The sequence below is a fragment of the Actinomadura sp. WAC 06369 genome (assembly GCF_003947565.1).
GTDB lineage: Bacteria > Actinomycetota > Actinomycetes > Streptosporangiales > Streptosporangiaceae > Spirillospora > Spirillospora rifamycini.
Window position 1 is genome coordinate 1 of sequence record NZ_QHJN01000035.1, and the last position, 12,851, is coordinate 12,851.

At 75.8% G+C, this 12,851-nt stretch carries 9 protein-coding genes; 6 read left to right on the plus strand and 3 right to left on the minus strand.

Annotated elements, in window-relative coordinates; all coding sequences use genetic code 11:
- From DMH08_RS12250 to DMH08_RS12270, 5 genes are all read left to right on the plus strand, one after another.
- Positions 1–1,785 (plus strand): protein kinase domain-containing protein (locus DMH08_RS12250; RefSeq protein ID WP_125613819.1); only part of this gene is annotated, 1,785 nt, incomplete at its 5' end.
- Positions 1,786–1,857: 72 nt separating this feature from the next.
- Positions 1,858–4,158 (plus strand): protein kinase domain-containing protein, encoded by a 2,301-nt coding sequence (locus DMH08_RS12255; RefSeq protein ID WP_325052921.1) that lies wholly within the window; start codon positions 1,858–1,860, stop codon positions 4,156–4,158.
- 49 nt (positions 4,159–4,207) lie between these two features.
- Positions 4,208–5,557, plus strand: coding sequence for a hypothetical protein (locus DMH08_RS12260; RefSeq protein WP_125613824.1), 1,350 nt, complete (start codon positions 4,208–4,210; stop codon positions 5,555–5,557).
- Positions 5,558–5,856: 299 nt separating this feature from the next.
- A complete protein-coding gene (locus tag DMH08_RS12265; RefSeq protein WP_034519400.1) occupies positions 5,857–6,636 on the plus strand; it encodes an electron transfer flavoprotein subunit beta/FixA family protein in 780 nt (259 codons plus the stop codon).
- A gap of 23 nt (positions 6,637–6,659) precedes the next feature.
- Positions 6,660–7,610 (plus strand): electron transfer flavoprotein subunit alpha/FixB family protein, encoded by a 951-nt coding sequence (locus DMH08_RS12270; RefSeq protein WP_125613827.1) that lies wholly within the window; start codon positions 6,660–6,662, stop codon positions 7,608–7,610.
- 76 nt (positions 7,611–7,686) lie between these two features.
- Here DMH08_RS12270 and DMH08_RS12275 read toward each other — a convergent pair whose 3' ends face one another.
- The 3 genes from DMH08_RS12275 to DMH08_RS12285 all read right to left on the minus strand — a co-directional run bounded on the left by DMH08_RS12275 (position 7,687) and on the right by DMH08_RS12285 (position 11,539).
- Positions 7,687–9,522 carry a serine/threonine-protein kinase gene (locus DMH08_RS12275; RefSeq protein WP_125613830.1) on the minus strand — a complete coding sequence of 612 codons (1,836 nt, stop codon included), beginning with the start codon at positions 9,520–9,522 and terminating at the stop codon, positions 7,687–7,689.
- 63 nt (positions 9,523–9,585) lie between these two features.
- The gene (locus DMH08_RS12280) at positions 9,586–10,863 is read right to left on the minus strand and encodes an MFS transporter (protein ID WP_125613832.1); all 1,278 of its coding nucleotides are present in this window, start codon (positions 10,861–10,863) and stop codon (positions 9,586–9,588) included.
- Between the two features lie 148 nt (positions 10,864–11,011).
- Positions 11,012–11,539, minus strand: a complete 528-nt coding sequence (locus tag DMH08_RS12285; RefSeq protein WP_026403884.1) for a TetR/AcrR family transcriptional regulator — start codon at positions 11,537–11,539, stop codon at positions 11,012–11,014.
- A 121-nt stretch (positions 11,540–11,660) separates the two neighbouring features.
- Between DMH08_RS12285 and DMH08_RS12290 the strand changes: the two genes are divergently transcribed.
- Positions 11,661–12,836 (plus strand): cysteine desulfurase family protein, encoded by a 1,176-nt coding sequence (locus DMH08_RS12290; RefSeq protein WP_026403883.1) that lies wholly within the window; start codon positions 11,661–11,663, stop codon positions 12,834–12,836.
- Positions 12,837–12,851: the final 15 nt, after the last annotated feature.

The window sequence follows — 12,851 nt, forward strand, 5'->3', positions numbered from 1 at the left end:
CGCCGCCGGCTGGCCCGCGAGGTCGACTCGATGCGGCGCGTGCACAGCCCCCACGTCGCCGAGATCCTCGACGCCGACGTCACCGCCGAGCAGCCGTACATCGTCACCCAGTACGTCCCGGGCCGCACCCTCGAAGAGATCGTCGAGGAGCACGGCGCCATCGACGGGACCGACCTGCAGCGCCTCGCGGTCGGGCTGGCGTCCGCGCTGTCGGCCATCCACGGCGCGGGCATCGTGCACCGCGACCTCAAGCCCGCCAACGTCATGCTGATGGACGGCGGCGAGCCCGTCGTGATCGACTTCGGCATCGCGCAGGCGGCCGACGCGACGCGGCTCACCGCGACCGGCATGGTGATCGGCACGCCCGGCTACCTCGCCCCCGAGATCATCGAGGGCCACGAGGCGGGCCCGCACTCGGACGTGCACGCGTGGGCGGGCACGCTCGCGTACGCCGCGACCGGCCGTCCGCCGTTCGGCTCCGGCACCTTCGAAGCGATCTTCTACAAGATCATGTCGGGGAGCCCGGACCTGGAGGGCGTGCCCGCGCCGATCCTGCCGGTGCTGCGCGCGGCGATCGCCCGCGACCCGTCCGAGCGGCCCAAGGCCGTCGACCTCGTCCAGCTCACCCGGCGGCTGCACTTCGACTCCACCGTCACCGACCAGACCCGCGTCGACCGGCACTACCCCGGCGCGGCGGCGGGTGCGGCGGGGGCCGCGGGCGCGGCGGCGGGTGCGGCGGCCGCCGGCGCCGTCGGCGACGACCCCGACCAGGCCGGGCAGTTCACCATGCCCCCGGGCGCGGGGGAGGGCGCCGACCGGACGGCGACGCCGCCGCCGATGCCCGCGCCGGCGCCCGTCCACGCCCAGCCGAGCGACTTCGTCGGCCAGCTGCCCCCGGCGGCGCCGCCGCCCGCACCGCCGCCGCCCGAGTACGCGCCCGGACCGTACGACCGGTACGGGGCGCCCGACCAGTACGGGCAGTACGGGCCGCAGGGCGGGTACGCGCAGCCGTACCCGCCGCAAGAGGGCTACCCCGAGCCGTACCCGCCGCGCGGCCAGTTGCAGCGGCGGCCGCCCGAGCAGCCGCCGCAGCACGACCCGCGCGCGGCCCTGGACGAGCGCACCCGCGACGACCGCGCCCGCGAAGACCGTGCCCGCGAAAACAGGGAAGCGCGCAAGCCCTACGGCTGGTACCGGATCATCAGCTTCCTGGTCCTGGTCGCGCTGCTCGGCTTCGCGAACATCGCGCCGCTGCTCGCCGTCGGCGTCACCCTCGGCGGGGTGCTGGTGCTGCGGATGGCCGACAAGGCCGCCAAGGGCATGGAGGGACGGCAGACCCGGCGCGGCCCGCGCACCGGCGACGCGTTCGCGGCGGCGATGCGGACGCCGCTGCACCTGCCGGGCGCCCTCACCATGACCGCGCTGCTGTCGGCGCTCAGCCTGCTCGCGGGCGTCGTCCTGCTCGCGGTCCTGATCTTCGCGGATCCCGACATGACCGCCTCCCGGGCCATCGCCTGGTCGGCGATGCTGGTGATCGTGCTGATGTCGCTGGCCCCGGGCAGCGGCGCGCCGCGCCGGCAGCTCGCCCGGGTCTGGGGCGCGCTCATGCCGCGCGCCGAGGCCGCCCTCATCGGCGCGCTGATCATCGGGATCTTCGCGGCCGTGCTCGTCGGCCTGTCCCGCCAGCAGCCCCCGGACACCACACCGCTGGACGGAATGAGCCAGAACCTGGAGAGCCTGCGCAGCGATGTCCACGACCTCGTCTCCGGGATCCCGTTCGTCTGACGGAGCCTGGAGCCCCCCGCCGGGACGCGCGGGGACCTGCCCGCGGCGATCGGCCCCTACCGTCCGCTGGAGCTGATCGGCGCGGGGGGAATGGGGCAGGTCTTCCGCGCCACCGACCCGCGCGGCGGCACGTACGCCGTCAAGATCCTGCACCCGCACCTGGTGGACCAGGGCGACTCGCGGGCCCGGCTGCGCCGCGAGGTCGAGACGATGGGCCGGGTCACCACCCCGCGCGTCGCCGAGATCGTCGAGTTCGACGTGGACGCCCGCGTCCCGTACATCGTCACCCGGTACGTCGAGGGCCGCGCCCTCCAGGACGCCGTCCGCGAGGGGCGCGTCGCGAACGGCGCGGCGCTGTGGCGGATCGCGGTCGGGACGGCCGAGGCGCTGGAGGCCGTCCACCGCGCGGGCGTCGTGCACCGCGACATCAAGCCAGGCAACGTCCTGCTGGAGGGCGGCGAGCCGGTCGTCATCGACTTCGGCATCTCGCAGGGCGTGGACGACACCCGCCTCACCCGCACGGGCGCCCGCGCGGGCACGTGGCGGTACCTGGCGCCGGAGCTGCTGGAGGGCCACGACGCGGGCCCGGCCGCCGACGTGTTCGCGTGGGCGGCGACCGTCGCGTACGCCGCGACCGGCCGCGACCTGTACGACGCGCCGAACGACGCGGCCGTCTGCCTGCGGATCATCCGCGGCGACCACGACCTGGGCGACGTCCCGGCGGAGCTGCGGCCGCTGCTGGAGGAGGCGCTCGCCGCCGACCCCGCCGCCCGGCCGTCCGCGGAGCACCTGGTGCGGCGGCTGCGGGCGCTGCGCCCCGACTCGATCGGGCTGCGCGCGTCCGGCGGCAGCCAGCCGTCCGTGCGGGGGCCGGTCCGGTCGCGGCCGCTCGAACCGATCGGCCCGTACCGGCCGCTGCAGCGGCTCGGGCGCGGCGGCATGGGCGAGGTGTTCCTCGCCCGCGCCGACGACGGCCGGATGGTCGCGGTGAAGATGCTGCACGCGGCGCTGCCCGCCGAGTTCCAGGCCCGCGACCGGCTGCGCCGCGAGGTCGAGGCGATGCGGCGGATCAGCAGCCGGCACGTGGTGGAGCTGGTCGACCACGACCTGGACGCCGAGCAGCCCTACATCGTCACCCGGTACGTCGAGGGCACCTCGCTGCTGGAGACCGTCAAGGGCCGCGGGCCGCTGCCCCGGGACGGGCTGCTGCGGCTCGCCGGGGGGCTGGCGGAGGCGCTCGCGGCGGTCCACGCGGCCGACAGCGTGCACCGCGACGTCAACCCCGGCAACGTGATGCTGGTCGCGGGCGCCCCGGTGCTGATCGACTTCGGCATCGCGTACCTGTCGGGCGCGACGCGGCTGACGCAGGGCCCGATGGGGACGCCCGGCTACGTGTCGCCCGAGGTGCTGGAGGGACGCCCGTCGGGCCCGCCCACGGACGTGTTCGGCTGGGCCGCGACGATCGCGTTCGCCGCGACCGGGCGCCGCGCGTACGAGGCGACGAGCCCGGCCGCGTTCGTCCGCCGGGTGCTGACCGGCTGGCCGGACCTGGCGGGCATCGAGCCCGACCTGAAGGAGGTCCTGGAGGACGCGCTGGCCCGCGACCCCGCCGACCGTCCGGACGCGCAGGAGCTCGCCGCCCGGTTCGCGAACCCGGGGTCGATCGCGCCCCGGCTCAACCTGCGGCCCGCACCGAAGCCGCAGCCGCGGCCGGAGCCGGAGCCCGAACCGCGGCCCCGTCCGGCGCCGCGGCCCCCCGCCGACCAGGTCGTCGCGGGCCGCGCCGCGTTCGCCCGGTCGGGGTTCGCGCTGACGGTGTCGGTGATCGAGGTGTCGCTGGCGGAGGCGAAGCGGGAGCTGGTCGCCGCCGAGCGCGCCCACGCGATGGGCGGGTCGTGGATCGAGCACGGGCACGCCGCCAAGTACGCGCAGATGGCGCTGGCCGCGGCCGGGCGCGCGGCGCGCGACGCCCAGACCGGCACGGGCATCCCCGCGAACGGGCCGCGCCTCGCCGAGATCTACCGGGCCGCGAGCCTGTACGGCAGGCACGCGCAGGCCGTCCTGCAGAAGCAGCCCGTGATGCCGGGGCAGTTCGTGGACGTGCGGCGGGTCGTCGGGCTGCTGAACGGCGCCCGGTTCACCCGCGTCCGGTTCAAGGAGGGCTACGACCCGGCCGAGGTGGACGAGTTCGTCGCGCGGGCCCTCGGCTGGCTCACCGGCGACCGCCGCGCCCTCGCCGAGGTGATCGGCGCCGACGACGTCCGCGCCCGGACGTTCACGCTGCGCCGCCTCCGCGAGACCTACGTGAAGGCGGAGGTCGACGCGTTCCTCGCCGCGCTCGAGACGGAACTGCGCCGCACCGGCTACGCATGACCGCGCGGTCCGGGACGCGGGCGGCGGAGATCGGTAGGGTGCCGACCATATGATCGGCGAACACATCGGCCCGTACCGGCTGCTTTCCTCGCTGGGGGACGGGGCCGTCCACCGCGCCACCGGCCCGGACGGCCGCGACGTGGCGATCCGCGCGCTGCCCGCGGGCGCCGCGCCCGACATCGCGCGGATGCGGGAGGTGCGCAGCCCGTACGTGGTGGACGTCCTAGACGGCGAAGCCGCCCTTGACGCTGCCGGCGAAGCCGGCTGTGAAGCTGCCGGCGAAGCCGCCCTCGACGCGGCCGGCGCGGGCTACGTGGTGACGCGGCTGGTGCCGGGGCGGCCGCTCGCGGACGCCGTCGCGGAGCGGGGCCCGCTGCCGGGGGAGGCGCTGCACGGCCTGGCGCTCGGCCTCGCCAAGGCGGTCGCCGCGATCCACGGCGCGGGCCTCGCGCACGGCGACCTGCGTCCCGGGACGGTGCTGCTGGTGGACGACGCCCCCGTCGTCATCGACTTCGGGCTCGTCCCGGGCGCCGATCCGGCCGACGACGTCCGCGCGTGGGCCGCCGCGGTGCTGTTCGCGGCCGTGGACCCGGCCGCCGTCCCGGCGGGCCTGCGCCCGCTGGTGGAGGCCGCCGCGTCCGCCGACCGGGCGGCCCGCCCGACGTCCGCCGCGCTGGCCGCCGCGGTCGCGCGGCTGGAGCCGCCGCCCGGTGAGGGCCCGGCCGCGGCCGTCCCGCGCCCGGCGCCCGAGGCGATGCCCGCGCCGCCGGAGCCGGTCGCGCGGCCGGACGCGCCGCGGACGGAGACGGCGGGCGCGGGGACGGCGGGTGCGGGGGCGGCGGCGGACGCGCACCGGCTCGCCGTCGCGCAGGGCTGGGCCCGGCTGCTCGCCGCGATGGTCGTGGTGATCGCCGTGGGCGCCGCGATGATGATGCCGGTCGTCGGGCTGGTGCTGTCGCTGGCCGCGGTGACCTGGCTGCGCGCGGTCACGGCGGTGTCGTTCCGGGACTGGACGCTCGCGTTCGGCCGGACGCTGGCGACCGTCCCGTACGCGGCGGTGTGCACGGTCGCGGTGCCGCCCGCGCTGCTCGCCGCCACCGTGTTCGGCATCGAGATCGACGCGCTCGCCGCGTGCGCGTTCGGCGCGGGCGCGGGCGCGGCCGTGCTGTGGACGGCGCCGGGCGTGCGGGGGCCGCGGCGCAGGCTGGAGCGGATGTTCCTGCGGATCGCCGGGTCGCCGCGGACGATCGCGGGGCTCGGCGCGGTGCTCGCGGCGCTGACCCTGGCGGCGGTCGTGGGCGCGCTGTCGCTGACGCCGAGCTTCGCGCCGATGTACGGGCTGGCCGGCTGGCTGGAGAGCACCCTGGACCGGTTGCACGGCGCGTTCGACCGCTTCTGACGCGCCGCGGGGCCGTCCGGCGTGTGAGGTGCGTCACGTCCGATTTCTGAGTGAGACCGACATGCCGGGCGTCCCTCGGACGTGGGTAAGGTCTCACCACCTGGGATTTGCCGCTAGGCTACTCGCGGGTAACATTCGACTGGGCACGGCCGAAACGGGGACCCGGATCCGAAGGGCGTTCGGGTGTTTGGCAGGCTGTGACCAACGAAAACGCACGTCCGCGTCGACCCGTCATGGGCGGCGCCCCTCTGTCCGCTGCCCCAGCGGCCAACCGAGTGCAGGGAGGTCGGCCACCGGCCATGAACATCGTCGTCCTGGTGAAGCAGGTTCCCGATACGGAGAGCCCGCGCAAGCTGAAGTCCGATGACAGCACGCTCGACCGCGCTGCCGCGGACGGTGTCATCAACGAGCTCGATGAGTACGCCATCGAAGAGGCGCTGCGCATCAAGGAGGCCCAGGGCGGCGAGGTGACCGTTCTGACCATGGGCCCGGACAAGGCCACGGAGTCGATCCGCAAGTCGCTGGCCATGGGCGCCGACAAGGCCGTCCACCTCGTCGACGACGCCCTCACGGGCTCCGACGCGCTGCAGACGTCCTACGCGATCCAGCAGGCCCTCGGCCGCACCGAGTTCGACCTGGTCGTCCTCGGCTCGGAGTCCACCGACGCGCGCACCGGCGTGCTCGCCGCCATGCTGGCCGAGCGGCTCGGCGTCCCGCAGCTCTCGCTCGCCAACAAGGTCGAGATCGAGGGCTCGTCCATCAAGATCCAGCGGCAGACCGACTACGGCTACGACAAGGTCGAGGCGACCCTGCCGGCCGTGGTCAGCGTCGTCGAGAAGATCAACGAGCCGCGCTACCCCTCCTTCAAGGGGATCATGGCGGCCAAGAAGAAGCCGGTCGAGACGCTCGGCATCGCCGACGCCGGCATCGACGCCGCGCAGGTCGGCGTCGCGAACGCGGCCACCGAGGTGGTCGACTTCGCCGACGCCCCGCCGCGCGCGCAGGGTCAGATCGTCACCGACGAGGGCGACGGCGGCGCGAAGATCGCCGAGTTCCTCGCGTCGAAGAAGTTCGTCTGACCGGGGAAGGGGATTCAAGAACCATGGCTGAGATTCTCGTCCTCGTCGACCACGTCGACGGTGAGGTCAAGAAGGTCACCCTCGAGCTGCTGACGCTGGCGAACCGCCTCGGCGAGGCCGCCGCCGTATGGGTCGGCCCCGGCCACGAGAACGCCAAGGACAGGCTCGCCGAGTACGGCGCCGGCAAGGTCTACGTGGCGGCCGACGAGGAGCTCACCTCCTACGTCGTCGCCCCGAAGGCGGCGCTGCTCGCCCAGCTCGTGTCCGAGAAGTCCCCGGCCGCCGTGCTCGTCGCCGCCACCGGCGAGGGCAAGGAGATCGCCGGCCGGCTCGCGGTGAAGACCGGCTCCGGCGTGCTCACCGACGTCGTGGACGTCACCGACGGCTTCGTCGCCGAGCACTCGATCTTCGGCGGCGGCGTCATCGCGCACGCCAAGGTCCGGACCGGCACGCCGGTCATCGCGGTCCGCCCGAACTCCATCGCCCCCGAGGCGAACGCGGCCACCCCGGCCGAGGAGCAGGTGTCGGTGGCCCTGTCGGACGCCGACAAGGGCGCCAAGATCGTCGAGAAGGTCGTGCAGGAGAAGGGCGAGCGCCCGGACCTGACCGAGGCCGCGATCGTCGTGTCCGGCGGGCGCGGCGTCGGCGGCGCCGACAACTTCTCGATCATCGAGGGCCTGGCCGACTCGCTCGGCGCGGCCGTCGGCGCCTCCCGCGCCGCGACCGACGCCGGCTGGTACCCGCACTCGTTCCAGGTCGGCCAGACCGGCAAGACCGTGTCGCCGCAGCTGTACGTCGCGGTCGGCATCTCCGGCGCCATCCAGCACCGGGCCGGCATGCAGACCTCGAAGACCATCGTCGCCATCAACAAGGACCCCGAGGCGCCGATCTTCGAGCTGGTCGACTACGGCGTGGTCGGCGACCTGTTCCAGGTCGCGCCGCAGCTCACCGAGGAGATCAACAAGCGCAAGTGAGCGCCTGACGACTCTTCCCGGACGCCCCGGACGGTTCGCCGTCCGGGGCGTCCGGCCTTCCCGGGGGCGGCGGTGGTCACGACCGGGCGGGGGACGGGCTCCCGGCCGGGTACGGCACGGCGGCGAGCAGGTCCGGCTTCAGCAGGTCGCCGGCCTGCGCGTACGGGACGTTCGCGACCTTCTCCCCGCAGGCGCTCACGTAGCCGAGCGCCGCGGCGTGGAAGCCGACCCGGATCCCGGCGGGCGTCATCCCGACCGCCACCTGCTCCTCCCGCAGATGCTCGGCCCGGATCTCCTCGGCGAACCGGCTGCCGATCTCCGGCGGGCAGATCACCCCGCCCGGCAGGTGCGCCGCGACGAGCCCGTCGAGCGGCCGGACGCTCTCCGGAGCCGGGGCGCGGAACAGGTCGATCGGCCGGAACTCGGTGCCTTCGGCCAGGTCCACGGTCACCGCCCGCACCTGCTGCCACCCGGTCCCGACGTCGCCCTGCACGTTCGTGTCGTACCAGACGGACAGGAGACGGTCGTTGCGCAGCAGGACGGTCGGCCGGACGGTGGTCGTGACCGAGCCCGGCACCTGGGCGAGCCCTTCCCGGTGGCTCGCGAACATGCGGTCCAGCGGCGCGCGGACGGCGCCGTTGACCCGGTCCTGGAGCGCCCGGTCGCGGAACCCGGTGACCCGCACGACCTGCCCCTCCACCTGGAACGCCCCGCCCCCGCTCAGCGTCGTCGCCGGTACCTGGAGGGCCACGTTCTGGAAGGCGAGCCGCTGCGGCGGGGGCTCGTCCCCGGCGTCGGAGGCCGTGACGTACACCGCCGTCCCGCCGATCGCCACGGCGGCGGCGCCGCCCGCGACGGCCGCCGCGCCCTTGGCGCCGAGCGCCCCGAGGACACCCTTCCCGGCGGCCCCGGCCCCGGCCGTGCCCGCACCGCCCGCACCCGCGCCCGCACCGCCCGCGGCGCCCGCGGCGCCCGCACCGGACGCGCCCGCCGCACCGGCCGCGGCCGTCCCGGACGCCGCCGCGCCGCCGGAGCCGAGGCCCAGCGCGGTCAGCGGGAACAGCATCGACAGCGCGGCGGCGGTCGTCGCCAGCGTGCGCACGCCGCGCCCCTCCCAGTCCGGGCCGTACGCGGCGGCCGCCGCGCCCTCCAGCTCGGCCACGAACGCGGCGGCGCCGTGCGGGCGGTCCCACGGGTTCTTCGCGAGCCCGCTCTCCACCAGCGGCCGCAGCGGCTCCGGGACGTCCTCGACCGGGATCGGCGCGGTCAGGTGCCGCCCCATCAGCCCCGCCGGGTCCTCCGCCGTGAACGGCCGCCGCCCGGTGACGCACTCGTAGAACACGCACGTCGCCGCGTACACGTCGGTGGCGGGGGAGGCGGGCTCGTCGCGCCACTGCTCGGGCGCCATGTAGACGGGCGTGCCCGACCGCCCGGCCTCGCCCGCGTCGACCGCGATGCCGAAGTCGATGAGCTTGCTCAGCCCGTCGCCCCGGACGATCACGTTCGCCGGCTTGTAGTCGCGGTGCACGATCCCGACGTCGTGCGCGGCGGCCAGCCCCAGCAGCGAGCCCTTCAGCAGCGCCAGCGCCGCCTCCGGCGCGAGCGGCCCGCGCTCGGCGAGGACCTCCCGCAGGGACGCGCCGTCCACGGCCTCCATGACGATCGCCGCGCCCTCGCCGGTCTCGACCAGCCCGTACAGGCGCGCGACGTACGGGTTGCGCAGCCGCCGGAGCAGCTCCGCCTCCGCCCGGAACCGGACCCGGAAGCCCGGGTCGGCGGCGAGCCCGTCCGCGAGGTACTTGATCGCGGCCGGCAGCCCCGTGGCGTCGTGGCGGGCCAGCACCACCCGCCCCTGCGCGCCCTCGCCGAGCACGCGAAGCTCGCTGTACTCCGGAACCCGCCATCCGCTCATCGGTCATCCCTTCTGGCCCGGCCGCGCCCTCGTACGGGCCAGAAGGGGTTATACAGGATTCCTTCAGGCGGCGACCGGCTTCGGCGCCGCCTCGCCCCCGGCGGCCTCGTTCCCGGCGGCCTTGTTCCCGGCGGCCTCGTTCCCGGCGGCAGGCGCGTCCGCGCCGTCCCGCCCGGGGACGTACGGCGCCGCGGCCAGGTCGGCGCCCTCGCCCAGCGGGACGAACCGGGCGCCGGCCGCGATCAGCAGCGCGAGCACGACGACCACGCCGACGCCGAGCCGCAGCGACGTCGCGTCCGCGAGGAACCCGACCACGACCGGGCCGAGCAGCAGCCCGCCGTAGCCCATCGCGCCGACCTGCGCGACCGCGGCGGCCGGACGGTCCGGCGCGGCGGTCCCGGCCAGCGAGATCGTCGTCGGGACGACCACGCAGACGACCAGGCCCGTCAGGAAGAACCCGGCGATCGCCACGTGCGCGGTCGGCGAGAGCACCACGAGCGCCATTCCGGCGGCGGTGCCGAGACCGGCTCCCGCCAGCAGCCGCCGCGTGCCGATCCGCATCCGGACGCGGTCGCCGACGAGCCGCCCGATCAGCATCGCCAGCTCGAACACGGGGTACCCGAGCGCCGCCAGCGACTCGGTCGCGCCGAGTTCGTCGTGCAGCATGAGGCTGCTCCAGTCGGCGATCGACCCCTCGGTCATGAACGCGATGAAGCCCAGCACGCCGATCAGGTACACGGCGGCCGGCAGCCGGCGGCGCCGCCCGCCCGTCCCGGCCTCGGCGGGCGCGTCCGGGTCGGGCAGGTAGGTGCGGCCGAGCGCGAGCCCCGCGGGCAGCGCGAACAGCGCGGCGAGCAGCACCGTCGCGGTGAAGCCGAGGCCGAGCGCCGCCGTCGCGACCCCGACCAGCCCGCCGGACATCGCGCCGATGCACCAGCCGGCGTGCATGCCGCTCATGATCGACCGCCGGTACGCCTGCTCGACCACGCTGGCCTGCGCGTTCATCGCGATGTCGGTGATCCCGAACGTCATCCCGAACGCCGCGACGGCGGCGAGCAGCGACCAGTAGGTGGGGGCGAGCGCCACCGCGGCGTACGCCAGCGCGGTCAGCGGCAGCGCCACCCGCAGCGCGCCCCGGCTCCCGGCCCGCGCCATCACCCCCCGCAGCGCCTGCATGGCGACGACCGCGCCGAGGCCCCAGACGAGGACGACGATGCCGACCTCGCCCTCGGACGTCCCGAACTTCTCGGCCAGCGCGGGCATCCGCGCGACCCAGACACCGGTGAGCAGACCCGCGAGGGCGAACGTGAGGAACGTCCCGGTACGGGCGCGGAGCAGCATGGTTCACCTCTTTCCGAACTCGGCGGGGCGGAGGGCCCCGGACGTGCGCCCGGCCGCGCGCGGGCGCGGCCGGGAACCGGACGGTCGATGATGTGGAGCGTTCCAGGGGGCCGCGGACGGCCCCGGCGCCCCCGGGGGGCGGGCGGTGCTAGCCGAGCAGGTCGAGCAGCCGCCGTTTCAGCGCCGCGAGCTGGTCCTCGTCGTACAGCTCGGGCGCGTGGCTCACGACCTCCCACAGGCCCTCGGCCGCCAGCCGGACCACCGTCGCGGCGACCGGGTCGGCGTCCTCGTCGGACGCGCGGCCGTGCCAGCGGCGCATGGCCTCGTTCAGCGGCTCGGCCTGCTCCGGGTCGGTCGCGGCGGCCGTGATGGCCGACCAGCGCCGGTAGGCCCGGGCCTCGCCGGCGAGGATCTCGAAGGTCGCCTCGACGTACGCGCGGCTGTAGGCGCCGGGCGTCCCGTCGTCCTTGCCCAGGTACGCGGCGATCAGGTCGTCGAACTCCTCGATGACCCGCGCCACCATCGCCTTGACGAGCGCGTCCTTGGACGGGAAGTGGTACAGCAGCCCGCCCTTGCTGACGCCGGCGCGGTCGGCGACCGCGGTGAGCGTCAGCGCCTGCGTGCCGTGCTCGGAGAGCACCGCCTCCGCGGCGTCCAGAAGGGCATGCTTCGTCATGGCCACTCCACTGTACCGACCGGACGGTACAGTTGCCAACCGGCGCTCCCACCGGGGCATTCCCGCAACCGCGCGGCCACCTGCGGGGAACACCGCGCGCGCGGATACTGTTGACGCCGTGGTGACCTACCTCGACCATGCGGCGACGACCCCCATGCTGCCGGAGGCCGTTGAGGCGATGACGGCGCGGCTGCACGAGCTCGGCAACCCGTCCTCGCTGCACGCCGTCGGCCGCACCGCCCGCCGCGTCGTGGAGGAGTCCCGCGAGCTGATCGCCGAGGCGTTCGACGCCCGGCCCAGCGAGGTCGTGTTCACCTCGGGCGGCACCGAGTCCGACAACCTCGCCGTCAAGGGCCTGTACTGGGCCCGCCGCGCCGCCGACCCCGCCCGCACCCGCGTGCTGGCCTCCGCCGTCGAGCACCACGCCGTCCTCGACTCGGTGCGGTGGCTCGCCGACCACGAGGGCGCCCGGGTCGACTGGCTCCCCGTGGACGAACTGGGGCGCGTCCGCCCCGCGACCCTGCGGGACGCGCTCGGCGACGGCTCCGACGTCGCCCTCGCCACCGTCATGTGGGCGAACAACGAGGTCGGCACCGTCCAGCCGATCGCCGAACTCGCCGCGGCCGCCCGCGAGCGCGGCGTCCCCCTGCACACCGACGCCGTCCAGGCCGCCGGGACCCTCCCCGTGTCGTTCGCCGCGAGCGGCGTCCAGGCCCTCACCCTCACCGGCCACAAGCTCGGCGGCCCGCTCGGCGTCGGCGCGCTCCTGCTCGCCAAGCCCAAGGAGCCGCTGCACCTCGACCCCGTGCCCCTCCTGCACGGCGGCGGCCAGGAGCGCGACGTCCGCTCCGGCACCCTCGACACCCCCGCCATCGCCGGCTTCGCCGCCGCCGTCGAGGTCGCCGCGCGGCGCCGCGCCGCCGAGGCCGACCGCCTCGCCGCCCTCCGCGACCGCCTCATCGAGGCCGTCCGCGCGGCCGTCCCCGACGCGGTCCTGAACGGCGACCCCCGCGACCGCCTCCCCGGCAACGCGCACTTCTCCTTCCCCGGCTGCGAGGGCGACGCGCTGCTCATGCTGCTGGACGCCCGCGGCATCGCCTGCTCCACCGGTTCGGCGTGCTCGGCCGGCGTGTCGCAGCCCAGCCACGTCCTCACGGCGATGGGCGCCGGTCCCGAGCGCGCCCGCGGCTCGCTCCGCTTCACCCTCGGCCACACCTCCACCGAGGCCGACGTCAAGGCCCTCGCCGACGCCATCGGCCCCGCCGTCGAACGGGCCCGCCGGGCCGGCCTGACCTGACCGCCCGCACCTGAC

Excerpts from the sequence above, each read along its gene's own strand:
- DMH08_RS12275 (WP_125613830.1), bottom strand. The coding sequence starts at position 9,522 with ATGAGCGGATGGCGGGTTCCGGAGTACAGCGAGCTTCGCGTGCTCGGC.
- DMH08_RS12280 (WP_125613832.1), bottom strand. The coding sequence starts at position 10,863 with ATGCTGCTCCGCGCCCGTACCGGGACGTTCCTCACGTTCGCCCTCGCG.
- DMH08_RS12270 (WP_125613827.1), top strand. The coding sequence starts at position 6,660 with ATGGCTGAGATTCTCGTCCTCGTCGACCACGTCGACGGTGAGGTCAAG.
- DMH08_RS12285 (WP_026403884.1), bottom strand. The coding sequence starts at position 11,539 with ATGACGAAGCATGCCCTTCTGGACGCCGCGGAGGCGGTGCTCTCCGAG.
- DMH08_RS12260 (WP_125613824.1), top strand. The coding sequence starts at position 4,208 with ATGATCGGCGAACACATCGGCCCGTACCGGCTGCTTTCCTCGCTGGGG.
- DMH08_RS12265 (WP_034519400.1), top strand. The coding sequence starts at position 5,857 with ATGAACATCGTCGTCCTGGTGAAGCAGGTTCCCGATACGGAGAGCCCG.